19 protein-coding genes are annotated in these 18,737 nt (G+C 71.4%); 12 read left to right on the forward strand and 7 right to left on the reverse strand.

From position 1 onward, the window contains the following. Positions 1 to 2: 2 nt before the first annotated feature. The 3 genes from AB0H93_RS35105 to AB0H93_RS35115 are packed head-to-tail and all read left to right on the forward strand — an operon-like array spanning position 3 to position 2,922. Entirely contained in the window at positions 3 to 1,196 is a 1,194-nt protein-coding gene (locus AB0H93_RS35105) for an acyl-CoA dehydrogenase family protein (RefSeq protein WP_358578995.1), read from the forward strand. Next, the gene (locus tag AB0H93_RS35110) at positions 1,190 to 2,230 is read left to right on the forward strand and encodes a type III polyketide synthase (protein ID WP_358578998.1); all 1,041 of its coding nucleotides are present in this window, start codon (positions 1,190 to 1,192) and stop codon (positions 2,228 to 2,230) included. The genes AB0H93_RS35105 and AB0H93_RS35110 overlap by 7 nt, the downstream gene beginning before the upstream one ends. A 2-nt stretch (positions 2,231 to 2,232) precedes the next feature. After that, positions 2,233 to 2,922, forward strand: coding sequence for a DUF2071 domain-containing protein (locus tag AB0H93_RS35115; RefSeq protein ID WP_358579000.1), 690 nt, complete (start codon positions 2,233 to 2,235; stop codon positions 2,920 to 2,922). 66 nt (positions 2,923 to 2,988) lie between these two features. Here the strand turns inward: AB0H93_RS35115 and AB0H93_RS35120 are convergent, their stop codons facing one another. Then, the gene (locus AB0H93_RS35120) at positions 2,989 to 3,510 is read right to left on the reverse strand and encodes a lytic polysaccharide monooxygenase auxiliary activity family 9 protein (protein WP_132491412.1); all 522 of its coding nucleotides are present in this window, start codon (positions 3,508 to 3,510) and stop codon (positions 2,989 to 2,991) included. A 137-nt stretch (positions 3,511 to 3,647) separates the two neighbouring features. On the opposite strand from AB0H93_RS35120, the gene AB0H93_RS35125 reads away from it, so the two are divergent. The 4 genes from AB0H93_RS35125 to AB0H93_RS35140 all read left to right on the forward strand — a co-directional run bounded on the left by AB0H93_RS35125 (position 3,648) and on the right by AB0H93_RS35140 (position 7,340). Beyond that, positions 3,648 to 3,950: a putative leader peptide gene (locus tag AB0H93_RS35125; protein WP_358579004.1), complete on the forward strand. Its 303-nt coding sequence runs from the start codon at positions 3,648 to 3,650 to the stop codon at positions 3,948 to 3,950. A 99-nt stretch (positions 3,951 to 4,049) separates the two neighbouring features. Next, the gene (locus AB0H93_RS35130) at positions 4,050 to 5,090 is read left to right on the forward strand and encodes an LLM class flavin-dependent oxidoreductase (RefSeq protein ID WP_358579006.1); all 1,041 of its coding nucleotides are present in this window, start codon (positions 4,050 to 4,052) and stop codon (positions 5,088 to 5,090) included. Positions 5,091 to 5,192: 102 nt separating this feature from the next. Continuing rightward, complete coding sequence (locus AB0H93_RS35135) at positions 5,193 to 6,317, forward strand: MFS transporter (protein ID WP_358579008.1); 1,125 nt, start codon at positions 5,193 to 5,195, stop codon at positions 6,315 to 6,317. A gap of 279 nt (positions 6,318 to 6,596) precedes the next feature. Next, positions 6,597 to 7,340: an endonuclease gene (locus AB0H93_RS35140; protein ID WP_358579076.1), complete on the forward strand. Its 744-nt coding sequence runs from the start codon at positions 6,597 to 6,599 to the stop codon at positions 7,338 to 7,340. 52 nt (positions 7,341 to 7,392) lie between these two features. Here AB0H93_RS35140 and AB0H93_RS35145 read toward each other — a convergent pair whose 3' ends face one another. The 5 genes from AB0H93_RS35145 to AB0H93_RS35165 all read right to left on the reverse strand — a co-directional run bounded on the left by AB0H93_RS35145 (position 7,393) and on the right by AB0H93_RS35165 (position 12,299). Beyond that, complete coding sequence (locus AB0H93_RS35145) at positions 7,393 to 8,250, reverse strand: alpha/beta hydrolase (RefSeq protein ID WP_358579010.1); 858 nt, start codon at positions 8,248 to 8,250, stop codon at positions 7,393 to 7,395. 50 nt (positions 8,251 to 8,300) lie between these two features. Further along, positions 8,301 to 8,843 (reverse strand): PadR family transcriptional regulator, encoded by a 543-nt coding sequence (locus AB0H93_RS35150; protein WP_358579013.1) that lies wholly within the window; start codon positions 8,841 to 8,843, stop codon positions 8,301 to 8,303. A 4-nt stretch (positions 8,844 to 8,847) separates the two neighbouring features. Beyond that, the gene (locus AB0H93_RS35155; protein ID WP_358579079.1) at positions 8,848 to 9,828 is read right to left on the reverse strand and encodes a nitronate monooxygenase family protein; all 981 of its coding nucleotides are present in this window, start codon (positions 9,826 to 9,828) and stop codon (positions 8,848 to 8,850) included. A 103-nt stretch (positions 9,829 to 9,931) separates the two neighbouring features. Next, the gene (locus AB0H93_RS35160) at positions 9,932 to 10,708 is read right to left on the reverse strand and encodes an SDR family oxidoreductase (protein WP_358579015.1); all 777 of its coding nucleotides are present in this window, start codon (positions 10,706 to 10,708) and stop codon (positions 9,932 to 9,934) included. A 22-nt stretch (positions 10,709 to 10,730) separates the two neighbouring features. Continuing rightward, on the reverse strand, positions 10,731 to 12,299 hold the full coding sequence (locus AB0H93_RS35165) for a long-chain-fatty-acid--CoA ligase (protein WP_358579018.1): 1,569 nt from the start codon (positions 12,297 to 12,299) through the stop codon (positions 10,731 to 10,733). Positions 12,300 to 12,535: 236 nt separating this feature from the next. Here AB0H93_RS35165 and AB0H93_RS35170 point away from each other — a divergent pair, with 236 nt between their 5' ends. The 4 genes from AB0H93_RS35170 (at position 12,536) to AB0H93_RS35185 (ending at position 16,908) form a co-directional block, all read left to right on the forward strand. Beyond that, complete coding sequence (locus AB0H93_RS35170) at positions 12,536 to 13,771, forward strand: acyl-CoA dehydrogenase family protein (RefSeq protein ID WP_358579020.1); 1,236 nt, start codon at positions 12,536 to 12,538, stop codon at positions 13,769 to 13,771. Between the two features lie 36 nt (positions 13,772 to 13,807). Beyond that, positions 13,808 to 14,890, forward strand: coding sequence for an acyl-CoA dehydrogenase family protein (locus AB0H93_RS35175; protein ID WP_358579023.1), 1,083 nt, complete (start codon positions 13,808 to 13,810; stop codon positions 14,888 to 14,890). Between the two features lie 75 nt (positions 14,891 to 14,965). Then, the gene (locus tag AB0H93_RS35180) at positions 14,966 to 16,162 is read left to right on the forward strand and encodes an MFS transporter (RefSeq protein ID WP_358579026.1); all 1,197 of its coding nucleotides are present in this window, start codon (positions 14,966 to 14,968) and stop codon (positions 16,160 to 16,162) included. Between the two features lie 101 nt (positions 16,163 to 16,263). Next, positions 16,264 to 16,908 (forward strand): HNH endonuclease family protein, encoded by a 645-nt coding sequence (locus tag AB0H93_RS35185; protein WP_358579028.1) that lies wholly within the window; start codon positions 16,264 to 16,266, stop codon positions 16,906 to 16,908. Between the two features lie 6 nt (positions 16,909 to 16,914). On the opposite strand, the gene AB0H93_RS35190 is transcribed toward AB0H93_RS35185, so the two are convergent. Continuing rightward, positions 16,915 to 17,547, reverse strand: a complete 633-nt coding sequence (locus AB0H93_RS35190; protein ID WP_358579030.1) for a C39 family peptidase — start codon at positions 17,545 to 17,547, stop codon at positions 16,915 to 16,917. A 219-nt stretch (positions 17,548 to 17,766) separates the two neighbouring features. On the opposite strand from AB0H93_RS35190, the gene AB0H93_RS35195 reads away from it, so the two are divergent. Further along, complete coding sequence (locus AB0H93_RS35195) at positions 17,767 to 18,732, forward strand: helix-turn-helix transcriptional regulator (RefSeq protein WP_358579033.1); 966 nt, start codon at positions 17,767 to 17,769, stop codon at positions 18,730 to 18,732. Positions 18,733 to 18,737 lie beyond the last annotated feature (5 nt).

Genomic DNA, 18,737 nt, shown 5'->3' on the forward strand with positions numbered 1-18,737 from the left:
CGTTGTCGCTGTTCGTGGAACCGTCTTCGCCGACCGCCGCGCACGAGGCGGCGCGCGACCTGGTGCCGCGCATCGCCGCGCGCGCCGGGCGCTACGACGCCGAAGGTGCCTTTCCCCGGGAGGATTTCGCCGAGCTGCGCGCCCGCAGGCTGCTGGGTCTCATGGTTCCGGTGGAACTGGGCGGGTTCGGCGCGTCGTTCGCCGACTACGCCGCGGTCGCGACCGAACTGGCCGGCGGCGCCGGTTCCACGGCGCTGATCTTCAACATGCACGCCTCCGTCACCGGCGCGCTCGCGCACACACCGGAAGAACTGCTGCGGCAGCTGGGCGCGCCGGAGAGCTGCTTCGCCGCGCGGGACCGGCTGCTCGCGGCGGCCGCCGACGGCGCGCTCTACTCGGTGGCGATGAGCGAGCGCGGCACGGGCTCGCGGCTTTCGCACACCACCACGGTGTTCCGCCGCCGCGACGGCGGGTACCGCATCACCGGCAGCAAGGCGTTCGTCTCCGGCGCCGGTCATGCCGACGCGTACCTGGTCACCGCCAAGGACGCCGACGCCGCCGAGCCGAAGGTGTCCTACTTCCTGGTTCCGGCCGGCGAGGGCATCCGGGTGGAGCCGACCTGGGATTCGCTGGGCATGCGCGCCACCGGCAGCCACGATGTGCACTTCGAGGTGTCGGTGGGCGCCGACGCGCTGCTGGGCGGGATCGAGGGGATCACGCTGCTGGTCGCGCAGGTGATGCCGCAATGGCTCGTCGCGTCGTACGCCGCCGTCTACGTCGGCGTGGCGCGGTCGGCGCTGCGCGAAGGCGGCGCACACCTGCGCGAACGCGGGCTGCACACCCTGCCGGCCGTGCGATCCCGGATGGGCCGGGCGGATGCGGCGGTCGCTGCTGCCGACGCCGTGGTCCGGGAGACCGCCCGGCGGGTGGCGCTGCAGCCAGGGGAGCCGGAGACGAACCGCTGGGTGTGGCGGGCGAAGCTGATCGCAGGCGACACCGCCGCCGCGGTGGCCTCGTCGGTGCTGGAAGCGGCCGGGGCGTCGGCGACGCGGCGCGGCCACCCGCTGGAGCGGATCTACCGCGACGCCCGATGCGGCGCGCTGCAACCGGCGACGTCCGACGTCTGCGCCGACTGGCTCGGCGTGGCCGCGCTCGGCGGCGACCCCGACGACGAGACCGAGTCGCCCCGTTGGTGACGCCGCTGATCACCGGACTCGGCTCGGCGCTGCCGGACACCGCCGAGCAGCAGGCGCTGTGGGACGGCTTCTTCCAGGAGCACTTCCGCGGCAGCCGCCTCGCCCGGCGGGTGTTCGCCGGCGCCGGGGTGCGGCGCAGGCACACCGTGGCCAACCCGATCAAGGAAGACCTCTCCGGCTGGTCCACGGCCGCCCGGATGCGCCGCTTCGACGAGGAAGCTCCGCGGCTGGGGCACCAGGCCGTCGCCGCCGCGCTGGAGGACGCCGGGATCGGCGCGGACGAGATCGGCCTGCTCACCGTCGCCACCTGCACCGGCTACGGCACGCCGGGCCTGGACATCAAGCTCGCCACATCCCTCGGGCTTCGTCCCGACGTGCGGCGGCTGTTCGTCGGGCACATGGGCTGCTACGCGGCGTTGCCGGCGCTGGGCGGCGTTGCCGATTTCGTCGCGGCGCACGGCCGGGCGGCGGTGCTGCTCTGCCTGGAGCTGACCTCCCTGCACATCCAGCCGCCGACCGACGATCCGCAGCAGGTCGTCTCGCACGCGCTCTTCGGCGACGCGGCGGTGGCGGCGGTCCTGCACCCGGCGGCGGCCGGGCTCGCGGTCGTGGACATCGCCGCCTTCACCGACGACACCGCGAGCGCGCACATGACCTGGGAGATCACCGATCTCGGTTTCCGGATGGGGCTTTCGCCGCAGGTGCCGGAGGTGCTGGCCCGGCACCTCGGCCCGGTGCTCGACGACCTGCTCGGCCGCAACGGCTTGCGGCGCGCCGACATCCGGGGTTGGGCGGTGCACCCGGGCGGTCCACGCATCCTCGACACCGTCGCGGACACCCTCGAACTGCCACCTGCCGCGCTGCAGTCGTCGCGCGACGTCCTCGCCGAACACGGCAACTGCTCGTCCGCGACGCTGCTGCTGGTCCTGGAGGAACTCCTGACCGGCGGGCTCCGCGACGGGAACCACGTCGTCGCGCTGGCCTTCGGCCCCGGCCTGACGCTTTATGCCGCGCTGCTGAAAGCCATCCTGTAATCATGGAAACCGAACCGCTCACGCCGGTCGCGCCGCACCGGATGCGTTGCTCGTTCAGCAAGCAGAGCTGGAGCGACGTCGTGTTCGCGCACTGGCCTTGCCCGGAACGAGACATCGCGGCGCTGCTGCCGCCGCGCACCAGGCCCGACCTGTTCGACGGCACCGCCTGGGTCGGCGTGGTCGGCCTGGGGATGTCGGTGCGCAGCCCGCTGCGGGCTCGGTTCGCCGAGCTCAACGTGCGCACCTTCGCAGTAGACGAGTACGGCCGCCGCGGGCTGGTGTTCTTCTCCCTGGAGGCGTCGCATCCGGGTTTCGTCCGCGCGGCCAGGGCCGTCGGCCGCCTGCCGTACCGGTCGGCGGTGGTCGAATGCTCGAAGACGGCGACCGAAACCGCCTACCGCGTCGAGCGATCCGGCGTCGGACTGAGCCTGCGCATCCGGCGCGGCGGCCGGGTCGCGCCGACCGGCGCGGACCGGTTCCTCACCGAGCGCTGGCGGATGTTCTCGACCTGGTACCGCCGACCCATCGAGGTCCCGGTGGCGCACGAGCCCTGGGCCCTGGATTCCGCGGAGCTGCTGGAGTTCACCGACACCGGGCTGCTAGCCGGGTTCGGGCTGGCCCCGCCGAGCCGGCCCGTCGTCCGGTTCGCGTCCAGAGTGGACGCTCGGTTCGGCCTGCCGGTGCCGTTGTGACGCGGCGGGCCCGGCTCCGAGTGGAGCGCGGGCCCGCCGGTTCAGGGGAAAAGCCGCTGGAAGAGATCACTTGCCGCCGACGTTGAGGTCGATGCAGGCGTAGAAGGCGTTCGCCGTGTCGGCGACGTTCCAGACCGCCAGCACCTTCTGCTTGCCGCTGACGCCGCCGAGGTCGACGGTGTGCGACAGCTGCGACGGCGGCTGCTGGCCGCCCTGGTCGAACACGGCGACGCGGTTGCCGCCGATGAAGTACTCCCAGGTCGACGTGCGGTGCGCGGCGGTGAGCGTCCAGTTGAAGGTGACGGAGTTGCCGACCGGCGTCGCGGTCCAGCCCTTGCCGTCGTCGTCGAGCTCCGCGAAGCCCGCGTTGCCGCCGCTGCAGCTCTGCAGGCCCTTCGGGCCCTCGACGCTCTGCGGCTCGTACTTGATGGCGCCGCACGGGACGGTGCCCTGGGCGCACTGGGCCTGCCGGCTCGGCGGCGAGTTGACGTATCCGTGCGCGCTGGCGGTGCTGGTGGGGATCGCGACGAGGGCCGGGGCGAGCGCCGCGCCGACGATGGCTGCGGCGAGTTTCGGCTTCTTGTTCATCTCAGCTCCTTCGGAGGAAACCGCCTGGTCGCCGACGGTGGTGCCGGACCGGCGGTGCTGGGTGGAACTTGGCCGAGGAAGGGAGAGGGGACTCCGACGACCACCGGCCTCGGCGGGTCGGACCCCGCGTTGAGCCGATGGTCTGGACCATAAGTTTCTGGCGTCGTGGCGGTCAAGATTTGCCCGGTCCGCGTTTTTCCCAGGGCGTTTGCCAGTTTTCACCTGACGTTCATGCTGCGGACCCCGTGCCGATCAGATCCATTGTGGACTCAAGGTCGTGCTGTGCAGCGCTTTCGGGCGCCGGTCCGCGTAGTGGGACGATCGGTGTGTTCGTTGACACCGGCGCCGGTCCGCTCGACGATTGCCCGGTGCTGATCACGTTCACCCGCCGCCGGCACGTCGACCTCCGTCGCGTGGCGAGCCAGGCGTGTCGCCGATGATGCCGCGCAGCGCGGCACATCGAGCTTTTCCGTCCGAAGAGGACATTCGAATTCCGGATCGTTTCCCGGGTCGCCGCCGGTGGCCCCATCTGGAGGTGCGTGGACGTGCAGTTGGGCATCCTGAGTCTGGGCAGCACGCAGCCGGACCCGCTGACCGGTGAAACCCGTTCGGCCACCGAGCACTTCGACGACGTCGTGCGGCTGGCCGAGTTCGCCGAGCGGCTGGGCCTGGACTACTTCGGCTTCGGCGAACACCACGCCGGCCGGACGGTGGCCACGGCGCCGCCCGTGGTGCTCGCCGCGATCGCGGCCCGCACCAGCCGGATCCGGCTGATCACCACGGTCACGCTGCTGAGCACCCTCGACCCGCTGCGGGTGGCCGAGGACTACGCCACCCTCGACCACCTGTCGCACGGCCGGCTCGAACTGATCGTGGGCAAGGGCAATTCCGCCGACCCCTACACGATGTTCGGCTACGACCGCGAGCACCAGTGGGAGCTGCAAGCCGAGCACTACGAGCTGCTGCACCGGCTTTGGCGCGAGGAGGAAGTCACGTTCAGCGGGAAGTTCCGCGGCCGGCTGGAGGGAGTCACCAGCCTGCCGCGGCCGCTGCAGACCCCGCCGCCGGTCTGGCACGGCGTCGCCACCAGCCAGGCGTCGCCGGACCTCGCCGCCCGCTTCGGCGACCCGATCTTCGTCGCCAACGCGATCCAGCCGATGGAGAACTACGGCAAGCTCGTCGACCACTACCGGGAGCGCTGGGCCGCCTACGGCCGCGACCCGGCGCAGGCCGGGGTGGGCTCCGGCGGATTGTTGTTCGTCGGCAAGACCTCCCAGCGGGCGAGGGACGACCTGCGCCCGTACTACGAGGCCCAGTGGGCCGACCGCGACCCCACGCGGGACCGCGGCGGGGTCGGCGACGAGCCGGCCGGGCAGACCCTGGAGAGCAACATCGCCGCCGGCGGGCTGTTCGCAGGCAGCCCGCAGGAGATCGTGGACAAGGTCGGCACCTACCGGGAGCGGTTCGGGCACGACCTGATGATCTTCGGCCCGCAGATCGGCGGCATGCCCTACGGGCTCGTCGCCGACTCCCTCGACCTGTTCGCCGCGGAGGTGGCGCCGCACCTGCGATCCCTCTGACCCGAGTCCCGGGCAAAACGGACGCATTCGGGCTCACTGCTCGACTCCGCACCCGTGCTGTGATCGACTGCTGGGAGATCTCGTGCGGCGAAGGGCGGTTTGGTGAACGCGCGCGTCGCCCTCTACATCGGCGGATTGCTCGGGCCGTTCGGCGGCGGCGTCGTCTCCGCCATGCTGCCGGAGCTCAGCAATGGATTCGGCGTGTCGCAAGGCATCGCGGCCACATCGCTGACGGTGTACCTGCTGCCGTTCGCGATCGTCATGCTGGTCTCCGGCAGCCTCGGCGAGCGGTGGGGCATGAGCCGCAGCATCCGCGTCGCCTACGCCGGATATGCGGTCGTGGCGTTGCTGGCCGCCCTTGCCCCGTGGTTCTGGCTCTTCCAGGCCAGCCGCGCCTTGCAGGGCATCGCGAACGCGTTCACCACGCCGCTGCTGCTGGCCAAGCTCGCCGCCGTCACGCCGAAGGAGCGCCTCGGCCGGGCGCTGGGCACCTACGGCGCGATGCAGGCGATCGGGCAGACGTCCGCGCCGCTGGTCGGCGGGCTCGCGGCGGAAGGCGCCTGGCAGTGGGCCTTCGTCGGCCTCGCGGCGGTCGCCGCGGCGCTGGCGATCAGCCCGCTGCCGCCGGATTCGCGCGACGGCGCGGCGCAGCGGCCCGCCGCGTTGCGGGACGCCTGGCGGAAATCCGTGCTGCTGACCGGCGGCGTCGCCTTCGTCGCCTGGGCCTGCCTGGCGGGTCTGCCGTTCCTGGTCTCGTTCCGGCTGGACGACGCCTTCGCGCTGAGCCCGGGCGTGCGCGGCCTGGTGCTCACCGCCTACGGCGTGGCGGGTGCGGTCGGCGCCAGGTTGACCGGCGGGGCGGTGGACCGGTTCGGCCAGCGCGCCATCGTGTGCGTCGGGCTGCTGTTCGGCGCCCTGGCGGTCGGGGCCGTCGGCCTGGTCGCATGGCTGCCCGCGGTCGCGATCGCCTGGGCGGTCGGCGGCGTCTGCGGGCAGTTGATCCTGGTCGGCATCCACGCCACGGTGCTCACCGGCGGGGCGAGCGGACGCGGCGGGATCATCTCCGTGGTCACCGCGCTGCGGTTCCTCGGGATGTCGGCCTCCCCGGCGGCGTTCACCGCCCTCTACCGGCACGACGCGGCGCTGGGTTTCCTGCTCCCGGCCGCGCTGCTGGTACTGACAATTCCCGTTGTTGCCGTTTGGTGGCCGCGCAAAGCGCCCGGTTGATCGATACCGGCGTCGGCATTTTCCCAGTTTGAGCCGGATCCGCGCCGATCCGGACACCGTGCGTTACCGAATCCGATCACCGTCCGAAACCGGACCGCGCCAATTGGTTCACCCAATGGTGATCGTTCGTGTGGCAGGCTTCGTCCTGCTTGAACGACAGTCCTGCCGGTCGGGCACGGGCGCGGATGTTGTGCGGCGCGGCCGGCGAAGAGGCGAGAGGACACGCCCGTGAAGATCGCCCGTTGGAAACCGCTGACCCTGTTATTCAGCGCCGCGTTGGTGGTCGTGCCCACGACCGCCGCGCTGGCGGCCCCTGATGCGACGGCGGATTCCGCCGTCGAGGACTACTACCAGGACGCGATCGGCAAGACCGGTCCCGAGCTCAAGACCGCCCTGCACGGGATCATCAGCAACGGCACCACGACCCTGAGCTACGACGAGGTCTGGGACGCGCTGAAGGTCACCGACGAGGACCCGAACAACAACGCCAACGTGATCCTGCTCTACACCGGCCGGTCGCAGGGCAAGGACACCAACGGCGGCGACGCCGACGACTGGAACCGGGAGCACGTCTGGGCGAAGTCCCACGGCGACTTCGGCACCTCGCCCGGTCCCGGCACCGACGTGCACCACCTGCGCCCGACCGACGTCACCGTGAACTCGGATCGCGGCAACAAGGACTTCGACATGGGCGGGACCGAGTCCGAGGAAGCGCCCGGCAACTTCACCGACGGCGACTCCTGGGAGCCGCGCGACGAGGTGAAGGGCGACGTCGCCCGGATGATCTTCTACATGTCGGTCCGCTACGACGGCGGTGACGGCTTCGCCGACCTCGAGGTCAACGACAACGTCGACAACGGCAGCAACCCGTTCATGGGCCGCGTTTCGGTGCTGAAGCAGTGGAACGAGCAGGACCCGCCGGACGCCGGGGAGCAGCGCCGCAACCAGGTGATCTTCGACCAGTTCCAGCACAACCGGAACCCGTTCATCGACCACCCGGAGTGGGTCGCCGAGATCTGGTGACGATTCCCAGCCGAGGGGCGCCCCCGCCGGTCCGACCCGGCGGCGGCGCCCCTCACGCCGTTTCCGCGGCCGACAGGAAGTCGGCGAGGATTCCGTTCAGGCGGGCGGCATTCCCGGTCGGCAGCGCGTGGTGGCCGACGCCGGGCAGCATCGCCGTGCGGACGCCGGGCACCACGCGTTCGGCCTGCGCGAGCAGGCGGCGCGGGTCGTGGGCCTTGCTGTTCTCGGCCGCCAGCACGAGGGCCGGCACGGTCAGGCGCGCCGGGTCGGGATTGGGGCTGGTGACCGGCTTCGCGGCCTGGAACTCCGCGCCGCGGGCCTGCAGTTCGAGGCAGGCCGGATCGATGCCGGCGCCGCCGGTCTCCCAGCGCAGGAAGTCGCGCGTTCGCCGCGGCGCGGGCCGCAGCAGCATCGGCAGGGCGCGCAGCAGGTAGAGCGGATTCCAGCGGGTGAAGCACGCCGTGGGATCCAGCAGTGCGAGGCTGCGCACCCGGGGCGAGTGGAGGGCGTAGTGCAGGGCGATCCACGCTCCGTAGGAATGCCCGCAAAGGTCCGCCGTCTCGACGCCGAGGTGGTCGAGCACCTCGTCCAGCCAAGCCATCTGGTCGCCGACGCCGGAGACCGCTTTGCCGTCGGCGACGCTGCGCCCCGCCTCGCCGATGAGGTCGATTGCGTAGATCCGGTGCCGCTCGCCGAGTTCTCGGACGTTGGCGAACCACACCGTCGAGGTTGCTCCGCCGCCGGGCAGGAGCACTAACGGCGGACCCTCCGGCGCGCCGCAGGCGTGCACGCGGGTGCTGCCGTAGGCCGTCGGCACTTCGAGCGCGTCGACCGGGGCAGGCCACTTCGCCAGCACCGCGTCGTAGGCGGCGAAGAAGTCATCGGCGCCGCGGGAGGTCCGGAAGCCCATCGTGCACCTCGCTCGTCGAGTAGCCCGGTGATCGAGAGACTAGCGCTCCCTCAGCCCCGATCGGCGCGCATTGCCGCCAGGATCTCGTCACACCAGGCCAGCATCGACTCCTCGGTGCGGATGCCGCCGCGCAGCACCAGGTACTGGTGCAGCTGCTGCCCGGAAAGCCCCTGCGGCGCGGGGAAATCCCGCTCCTCGATCGCGCGGTAGACGGCCAGCCGCTCGTCGTGCCCCCGGCGGTGCCGGGCGACCTCCTCGGCGACCCGCTCGGTGTCGCCGAAGGACGCGCCGCGGATCTTCACCGACAGCTCGTTGCGGACGGCCGGCGGGTCCACCGGTTCGGCGAGCCAGCGCGCCAGTTCGGCGGCGCCGGACTCGCTGACCCGGTAGACCTTCTTGTCCGGGCGCTTGTCCTGCGCGACCTCGTCGCAGGACACCCAGTCCAGCTCGACCATCCGCTTCAGGCTCCGGTAGATCTGCTGGTGGCTGGCCGACCAGAAGTAACCGATGGACTTGTCGAACCGGCGCGCCAGCTCGTACCCGGATCCCGCGCGTTCCTGCAGCGAGACCAGGATGGCGTACTCCAACGACATCGGTTCAGTCTGCCACGCCGATCAGCCCGCCCAGCCGTGCCCGGATCAGCTCGGCGGACTCGCGCACGATGCGCTCCACCAGCTCGCCGACCGGGGGCACGTCGGTGATCAGCCCCTGCACCATGCCGGCGCTCCAGATGCCGAGCTCCGGGTCGCCCTGCTCGTAGACCTGGCGGCCGCGGGCGCCGGCGACGAGGTCGCGGACGTCCTCGAAGGCCGCGCCGTCGGCCAGCTTCGCCACCACTTCGCGGCTGACGGTGTTGCTGGCGACCCGCGCGGTGTTGCGCAGCGGCCGGAAGATCAGCTCGGTCTCCAGCTCGCTGGCCTCGGCGATCCGCTTCTTGACCGCGTCGTGGATCGGCGACTCGGCGGTGCACATGAAGCGGGTGCCCATGTTGATGCCGTCCGCGCCGAGCGCCAGCGCCGCGACCAGGCCGCGGGCGTCGGCGAAGCCGCCGGAGGCGATGATCGGGATGCTGAGCTCGTCGGCGGCGCGGGGGATCAGCACCAGGCCGGGGATGTCGTCCTCGCCGGGGTGGCCGGCGCACTCGAAGCCGTCGATGCTGACCGCGTCCACACCGAGCTGCTGCGCCTTGAGCGCGTGCCGGACGCTGGTGCACTTGTGCAGCACCCGGACCCCGGCGGGCTTGAACGCCGCGACCTGCTCGGCCGGGTTGGACCCGGCGGTCTCGACGATCTTGATGCCGGATTCGATGATCGCCTGCCGGTACTCCGCGTACGGCGGCGGCGTGATGGTGGGCAGGATCGTCAGGTTGACGCCGAAGGGCTTGTCGGTCATCTCGCGGCAGCGCGCGATCTCCTTGACCAGGTCCTCCGGCGTCGGCTGGGTGAGCGCGGTGATCATGCCGAGAGCGCCGGCCTCCGCGACCGCCGCGACGAGTTCGGCCCGGCCGACCCACTGCATGCCGCCTTGCACGATGGGGTGTTCGACGCCGAACTCCTCGGTGAACCTGGTTCGAAGCACGTTGCTCATCGCTCGCCTCCCGCTGCGCTGCCGACGCGGACGCCGAGGCGCCCGTGCCGGTCAAGCTACTATGCAACAAGATGCAATGCAACGAGTTGCATATCTAGAAGGAGATGTAGCCGCCGTCGACGGTGATCGCGTCTGCGGTGTGGAAGGCGCTCGCCGGGCTCGCCAGGTAGACCGCCAGCGCGCCGAAGTCCGAGGGCGCGCCCCAGCGGCCCACCGGCATCCGGGGCAGCACCTTGCGCTGGAACCCCTCGGACTGCAGCGCCGGGTCGGCCAGCGGTGTGCTCACCCAGCCCGGCAGCACCGCGTTGGCCCGGATCCCGTGCCGGGCCAGCTCGATCGCGATCGACTTGATCATCGAGATCAGCGCGCCCTTCGACGCGGCGTAGGCCTGGCCGCGCGGTTGTCCCTGCCGCGCCGCCAGGCTCGACGTGCCGACGAGGCTGCCGCCCTCGCCCTGCGCCAGCAGCCGGCGCGCCGCCGCGCGCAGTGTGAGGAACGCGCCGTCGACGTTCACCCGCGTCACGCGGTGGAAGTCGCTGAGCTCGGTGTCCACGAAGCGGGTCCCGCCGCCGCCCACGCCGGCGTTGGCGAAGCACGAGTCCAGCCGCCCGAACTCTTCGACGGTGCGCGACATCGCCGCCTCGACCTGCTCTTCGTCGCCGACGTCGCAGCGCAGCGCGAGCACCTTGCCGCCATGCTTCTCCAGCTCCCGGGCCGCGGTCTCGTTGCGCTCGGCGTTGGTGCCCCAGATGCAGACGCCCGCGCCGGCGGCGGCCAGCGCGTCGGCCATCGCCAGGCCGATGCCCGAATTGCCGCCGGTCACCACGGAAACGTGCCCGGTGAGATCGAAGGGGTTGGCGGTGTCGCCCATGTTTCGTGCCTCCTGGGTGGGGTCAGCGCTCGCCGTGTTCGCGGCGCAGCTGGGTTTTGAGGACCTTGCCGCTGGGGTTCCGCGGCAGTTCCGCGACGACCGCCAGCCGGCGCGGGCGCTTGTAGCCGGCGAGCCGCTGCTTGCACCAGTCCTCGATGTCGGCGAACGTCGGCGGATCGGCCGGGTCGCGCGGCGCGACGACCGCCAGCGGCGTCTCGCCCCACCGCTCGTCCGGCACCCCGATCAGCGCGGTCTCGGCGACCTTGGGATGCGCGGCGAGCACGTCCTCGACCTCGGCGCAGTAGATGTTCTCGCCGCCGGAGATGATCATGTCCTTCTTCCGGTCGACCACGTAGAGGTAGCCCTCGTCGTCCTGGCGCACCAGGTCGCCGGAGTGGAACCAGCCGCCGTGGAACGCCTCGGCGGTCTCCGCCGGTTTGCCCCAGTACTCCCGCATCACCGTGGGCCCGCGGTAGACGATCTCGCCGACCTCGCCGCGCGGCACGTCGTTCATGTCGTCGTCGACCACCCGGGCCTCGACGTTGAGCATCGGGGTGCCGACGGAGCCGATCTTGCGCAGGGCGTCCTCGCCGCGCAGCATCGTGGTCACCGGGCTGCACTCGGTCTGCCCGAACGAGGTGGTGATCTCGGCCTGCGGGAACGTGTCGAACATCTTGCGCAGCAGCGTCGTCGACGCGGGCGCCGCGCCCCAGCTGATCCGCTGCAGCGCCGAGAGGTCGTGGTCGCCGATGTCCGGCAGGTCGCAGATCGCCTGCCACTGCGCGGGCACGAAGAAGCACGACGTGATCCGCTCCCGCGCCAGCATCCGCACCGTCTCGGCCGGGTCGAACCGGCCCGACGCGCTGATCACGATCCGCCCGCCGAGCAGCAGGTACGGCAGCATCCCGGACACCCCGGCGATGTGGAACAGCGGCACACCCACCAGCCAGACGCGGTTGTCCGCGGTGACGCCGTTGTGCACCAGCGAGCTGAAGCTGTGCATCAGCAGGTTGTGGTGGGTGAGCACGGCGCCCTTGGGGCGGCCGGTGGTCCCGGAGGTGTACATGATGAACGCTGGCGACTGCTCGTCCACGACGGTCTCGGCGTACTCGTCGGACGCCGCCGCGAGCGCCGCGTCGTAGTCCTCGGTGTCCTCGCCCGCGGCGCCGCCGATGACCAGGCAGACGCGCACGCCGGGTGCCTTTTCCCTGGCTCTGGCCATGGTTTCGGCCAGGAACGAGTCCACGATCACCGCGCAGGCGCCGCTGTCGTCCAGGGCGTAGGCGATCTCGTCGGCGACCAGCCGGAAGTTGATCGGCACGCAGATCGCGCCGAGCCGCGCGCAGGCGAAGTAGGACTCGACGATCTCCAGCCCGTTGAGCCCGGCCACCGCGACCCGGTCGCCGGCTCCGACGCCGCGGTCCCGCAGCGCGTTCGCCAGCCGGGTGACGCGCTCGTCGAACTCCCGGTAGCTGCGGCTGACGTCCTGGAAGCGCAGTGCGATCTCGTCGGGGATCTTGCGGGCGTGCCGGGCCAGCTGATCGCCGGCGGTCATGCCTCGGCCGGTCACGGATTGCGCAGCAGCGGACATCGTTACCTCGCCGGTGAGGGTGACGTGACGGGCCTCATATTGCGTTGCCGAACGGTGGTGGTCAACCCGGGACGGGCGGCCGGGACCGTGGAAAAGTCCGGCGCGCAACGCAGGTCACCCGGCCTTGAGGTCCACTATGGACTTAAAAATAGAACATGTTCAGCTGGCTCCGGTTCGGTTACAGTCGGCGGTGACGGATTCGCTGCCACCGCACCGCCGGGGTGGAGGGAGAGCACATGGACGTCGACGAGTTCCGCGCGAAAGCACGCGAATTCCTGGCCGCCAACGCGCCGGGATCCCTGGGCGACCGCGCCCCGGCCGAGGTGCTCGAGGAGGCCAAGCGGTTCCAGGCCGCCGCCTACGACGCGGGCCTGGCGGGCATCACCTGGCCGGCCGAGTTCGGCGGGCAGGGCCGCACCGCCGCCGAGCAGCAGGCGTACGACGCGGAGGCGGCCCACTACGACCTGCCGAGCTCGCCGTTCATGGTCGGGATGGGCATGTGCGGCCCTACGCTGCTGGACCTCGGCACCCCGGAGCAGAAGGCGCGCTATCTGCCGAAGCTGCTGCGCGGCGACGAGATCTGGTGCCAGCTGTTCTCCGAGCCCGGCGCGGGTTCCGACGTCGCCAGCCTGCAGACCCGCGCGGTGCGCGAAGCTGGGGGCACCTCCCGCTCGAGCGAAGCCGAGAGCGGGGGAGAATGGGTGATCAACGGCCAGAAGGTGTGGACCTCGGGCGCGCAGTGGTCGGACTTCGGCGCGCTGCTGGCCCGCACCGACCCGGACGTCCCGAAGCACCGCGGCATCACCATGTTCATCATCGACATGCACGCCCCCGGCGTGACGGTGCGGCCGCTGCGGGACATGACCGGCCGGGCGCCGTTCAACGAGGTCTACTTCGACGACGTGCGCATCCCGGCCGATTCGGTGATCGGCGAGGTCGGCGGCGGCTGGCTGGCGGCGGTCACCATGCTCGGGCACGAGCGGGTGTCGATCGGCGGCTCGGTGCGGCGCGGCAGCGACCCGTTGTCCTACGACAACCTGGTGGAGCTCGCCCGCCGCCATGGTCGCGCCGAAGATCCGGTGGTGCGCGGCCGGTTGGCCGAGATCTACGCCCAGGAGAAGGCTCTCGGGCTGTTCAACAGCCGGTTGCGGCAGGAAGCGGAGGCGGGATCGCCGCCCGGCGCCCGCGGTTCGGTGTCGAAGCTCGCCGGCGCGCTGCTGCTGTGGCGCGCGGTGGACACCGCCGGTCTCATCGCCGGTCCGGAGCTCGCGGCCTGGGAACCGGGCGACGCGGCCGCCGAGGAGATGGCGATCGCGATCAACTCGACGCCCGCGTCGAGCATCGCCGGCGGCTCCAACCAGATCCAGCGCAACATCATCGGGGAGCGGATTCTCGGCCTGCCGAAGGAGCCCCAGGTGGACCGCGACGTCCCGTTCCGGGAGCTGAAGGTCGGCACCCAGCGTCCCGCGTGACCCGAACGACCGCCGAAGACCTCCGAGGAGCGTGCAATGCAGCTGGTGTTGACCCGCGAGCAACGAGAACTCCGGTCCGCGGTCCGTAAGTTCCTGGCCGAGCACGCGCCGCCCGCGCGGGTGCGCGAGCTGATCGACGGCGATGGCCACGACGCCGGGCTCTGGCGGCGGCTGGCCGGTGAACTCGGTGCGACCGGGCTCGTGGTGCCCGAGGAGCACGGCGGATCCGGCGCCGGGCACGTCGAGCGCGCCGTGGTGCTGGAGGAGCTGGGGCGAGCCCTGGCGCCGGTGCCGTTCCTCGCGTCGGCGGTGCTGGCGACCGATGTGCTGCTGGCGCTGGACGATGCCGAAGCGCAGGCGGAACTGCTGCCGCGGCTGGCGGCCGGCGAGCTGATCGGCGCGGTTGCCTGGGACGCGGAGTCGGCGCCGACGGCCACCCGGCGGGACGGCTCGTGGGTGCTCGACGGCCGCGCGCCGCAGGTGATCTCCGGCGACATCGCGGACTTCGTGCTGGTGTGCGCCAGGACCGAGCAGGGCGGTTCGTGGTTCCGGGTCGACGGCGCTGACGGCGTGACGAGAACGCCGCTGCGGACGCTGGATCCGACCCGGCGGATCGCGCGGCTGGACTTCGCCGGTGCCCCGGCGCGCCAGCTGTCCACAGAGGACTCCGATGCGGTGCTGGCCGAAGTGCGGGACACCGCGGCGGTCGCGCTCGCCGCCGAACAGCTCGGCGGGATGGAGCGGGTCCTGGAGATGACGGTGGAGTACGCCAAGGTCAGGGTGCAGTTCGGTCGCGCCATCGGTTCCTACCAGGCGGTCAAGCACCGCTGCGCGGACATGTACAGCGCCTGGGAGCAGGCTCATTCCGCCGTGCGCCACGCGGCCTGGACCGCCGACGAGGACCGCGCGCATTTGCCGCTGGCGGCGGCGATGGTGCAGGTGCTCGTGTCGCCGGCGTACTTCGAGGCGGCGGCCGACACCGTCCAGCTGCACGGCGGCATCGGCTACACCTGGGAGCACGACGCCCACCTGTACTACAAGCGCGCGAAGACGTCGGAACTGCTGCTCGGCACCCCGGACCAGCAGCGCGCCCGGCTCGCGGACGTCCTCGCGATCTGATCGGGCGGTGCGTGCGCGGCGCCGTTCGTCAAGTAAGTTGACCAAGAATGCCCGGCGCGCGGAGATGGGTGGACGATGGGTGAGCGCTCGTTCGAGCTGAGAACCGTTGCGCTCGCGGCATTCGGGCCGACCCTGCTGTTCTCCACCGGCGAGGGCGCGATCATCCCGATGATCCCGCTCATCGCCGCCGACCAGGGCGCGGACCTGGGAACGCTGGGCCTGATCGCCGCCATGATCATGGTGGGGGAGCTCGTCGGCGACGTGCCCAGCGGCGCGCTGGTGCACCGCCTCGGCGAGCGGCGGGCGATGATCGGCGCCGCGATCGTGTCGGTGCTGGGCCTGGTCGGCTGCTACTTCTCGACGACTCCGTGGATGCTGGGCGCGTGCGTGTTCCTCGTCGGCCTGTCCACGGCGGTGTTCGCGCTCGCCAGGCACGCGTACATCACCACGGCCGTGCCGCTGCGCTACCGGGCGCGGGCGCTGAGCGTGCTCGGCGGGGTGTTCCGCGGGGGCTACTTCATCGGTCCCTTCCTCGCGGTGCTGGTGCTGATGGTGACGCCCGACAAGCGGGCGGTGTTCCTGCTCCACATCGCGTTCGCCCTCGCCTCGGTGGTCCTGCTGCTGTGCACGAAGGACCTCGGCACCGGCGGCGAGGGGGCCGCCGGGCCCGCGCACCAGGGACTGCTCACCACCCTGGTGCACCATCGCGGCGTGCTGGTGCGGATGGGGGCCTGCGCCGCGCTGATCGGCGGGCTGCGGGCGTCCCGGATGGTCGTGCTGCCGATGGTGGCGGTCGCGGCCGGGCTGTCGCCGTCGACCACCGCGCTGATCATCGGCATCGCGGGCGGCATCGACTTCGCGCTGTCCTACACGTCGGGCCAGATCATGGACCACTTCGGCCGGATGTGGGCGGCGGTGCCGTCGATGACCGGCCTGGCCGTCGGGCACCTCGTGCTGTTCGCGGTGGACGACGTGCCGACCTTCGCGATCGTCGCGGTGTTCCTGGCGCTGGCGAACGGGACCAGCAGCGGAATCCTGATGACGCTCGGCGCGGACCTCGCGCCGCAGCCCGGCCCGGCGCCGTTCCTCGGCGCCTGGCGGTTCACCGGCGACTTCGGGCAGGCGGTCGGGCCGGTCACCGTGTCCGGGCTGACCGCGGTGGCCGGCATCGGGTTCGCCGGCGCGGGCATGGGCCTGCTCGGGCTGCTGGGCGCGGGCCTGCTGCTGCGCTACGTCCCGCGCTACGTCCCGCAGGCGCGGACGAGCGGCTGACCAGCGGTGTGCCGCGCCACATTACCCGCCCGGCGGAGTGAGCGGCGGCACCGCGGGATGATCGAATGGCGGCGACACACCACCGGGCCGGGGGGAGACGCATGGCTGCCAAGAAATCAGTGTGGACGTCGATCGTGGCGGTCGCGCTGCTGGGCCTGATGTGGGTGGTGTTCGAGTCCGGCATCTTCGACGCGAAGGTCAGCGCCACCACCGGCCCCGCCGGGGAGCAGCTCGCCGAACTGCGCGTCGCCCCGGCGGGATCGATGGACGGCTACTCGCGTGAGCGGTTCAAGCACTGGACCACGAAGCCGGAAGCCGGGAAGAACTGCAACACCCGCGAGGCGGTGCTGGCGCGGGACGGCCAGAACGTCCGCACCAACAACGCCTGCGAGGCCACCGCCGGCACGTGGACCAGCGCCTACAACGGCCAGCAGCTGACCGACCCGTCGGCGATCGACATCGACCACATGGTGCCGCTGGCGAACGCCTGGCGCAGCGGCGCGAACAAGTGGGACGACCAGCGCCGCGAGCAGTTCGCCAACGACATGCAGCTGCCGCAGCTGGTGGCCGTCGACGCGAGTTCCAACCGCAGCAAGGGCGACCAGGACCCGTCCCAGTGGAAGCCCGAACGCGCGAACTGGTGCAGCTACGCGACGAGCTGGATCACGGTCAAGCGCGCCTACGACCTGACGGTCACCGAACAGGAGCAGAAGGCGCTCCAGGAAATGCTCGCGACCTGCGGCTGATCCGGCTCAGGCGCTGTAGCCCTTCGGCGGGATGAGCGTGCTCAGCTGGTCGAAAGTTAGCCAGTAGATCTGGTTGCCGCTGAAGGACGCCGGGTCGGCGATCAGCACCGTCCGGTCGACGTCGTTGTAGCCGATCACGGTGAAGTAGTGGTAGATCGTCTGGTCCGACGGGTACCCGGGCGGCTGGTTGCCGGGCGGCGCGACGATGTTGGCGACGATCGGGTAGCCGTTGTCGATGTCCACCACGATGTCGTTCCACAGCAGGTCCTTCTGCGCCTGCGTGGGCGGATCGTTGGGCATCTCCTTGGTCTCGTACCAGCCCGCGTAGCCGCTGAGCACGCGCGTGACCTGACCGATCCAGTCGGTGCCGCCGGTGTGGGTGCCGAGTTCGGCGGCCAGATCCGCCTGGCTGCGGTAGATCCCGCGCGCCGATAACGCGATCCGGGTCGCCGCGGGCCCGCACCAGTAGCCGGTCTCCTGCACCTGGTAGTCGACGTCGAGCACGTGCTCGCCGTTGGCCCGGACGATCACGGCCGGTGCCGCGGAACCGGCCGTGAGGGCCACCGCCGGGATGGCCGACGCGCCGGTGAGCACCAGGGTCAGAGCGGCCGTCGATGCCGCCAGTTTCGAAGTGAACATTCCCGCCTCCTCGCCGAAAAGCCCCCCGGCGAGTCGCGATCGTGTCAAGATCGATCCCGGTTCCGCCAGATCTTCGCGCTGGCTCAAACGGGCCATCGCCCAACTGCGCCAGCGCGCGAGGGCGTGATCACCTCGTTGCCGCAACGCGTTGACCACGCTCGATCAGGCGTTCTAGGCTTCCCGGACAAAAGGGTCGTCCCGCTCTGCCGGAAGGTTCACGTGCTCGACGTCCTCGCCGCCGACAGCGATCAGGGCCGCGTCTACCGCGCGCTCACCACGCGAGGACGGTTGCACCGCGAGTTCCTGGCCCACGACACCGGTCTCGCGCCCGCGGCGGTGCGAAAGGCGTTGCGGGAACTGGCCGAACTGGACCTGGTCGTCGAGGTGGGCCGGGGCACCGACCTGTGGGAGGCCGCGCCGCCGGCCCAGGCCATGTCGATGGTGCTGCGCGAGGAGGAGAGCCGGCGGCTCAAGCTCTGGCAGGTTGGCGCCGAACTGGACCGCCTCTACCAGCAGGCCCGCAGCGGCACGGGTTGTTCGCGGCACGTCGAGCCCGTCGAGCACCCGGCGCGGCTGATCATGCTCACGACCCGGTTGCAGGACAAGGCGACCGAGCAGGTGCGTTGGCTGGACCGGCCGCCGTACTACAGCAAGCCGCACCACTTCCGCGCGCAGGAGGAGATCCAGGCCGGCCGGATGGCCGAGGGGGTGCGCTACCGGACGATCTACAGCCAGAACGTCTACGACGACCCGGAGTTGTTCGCCGCGATGACCCGGATGGCCGACCTCGGCGAGAACGTCCGGCTGCTGTCCGAACTGCCGGTGAAGCTGACCATCGGCGACGACCAGATCGCGCTGCTGGTGCCCGAGCCCGACCGGACCGGGCTGGACGGCTCGCTCGTCGTGCACGCCTCGGGGCTGCTCAACGCGTTGTGCGGGCTCTTCGAAACGTTGTGGACGCTGGCGATGCCGGTGTCGACCGAGACCGAGCAGGACCAGCTCTCCGACCGGGACCGCAGCATCATCATGCTGATGGCGGCGGGGGCGACCGATGAAACCATCGCCCGCCGCCTCCACCTGTCCCGCCGGACCGTCGTCCGGCGGATCGCCGCGCTGCTGGACCGGCTCGGCGCCACGACGCGGTTCCAGGCCGGCGTGCAGGCCGCCAAGCGCGGCCTGCTGTAGCGGCG

Source organism: Saccharopolyspora sp. NPDC050642 (assembly GCF_040654735.1).
GTDB classification, from domain to species: domain Bacteria; phylum Actinomycetota; class Actinomycetes; order Mycobacteriales; family Pseudonocardiaceae; genus Saccharopolyspora; species Saccharopolyspora elongata.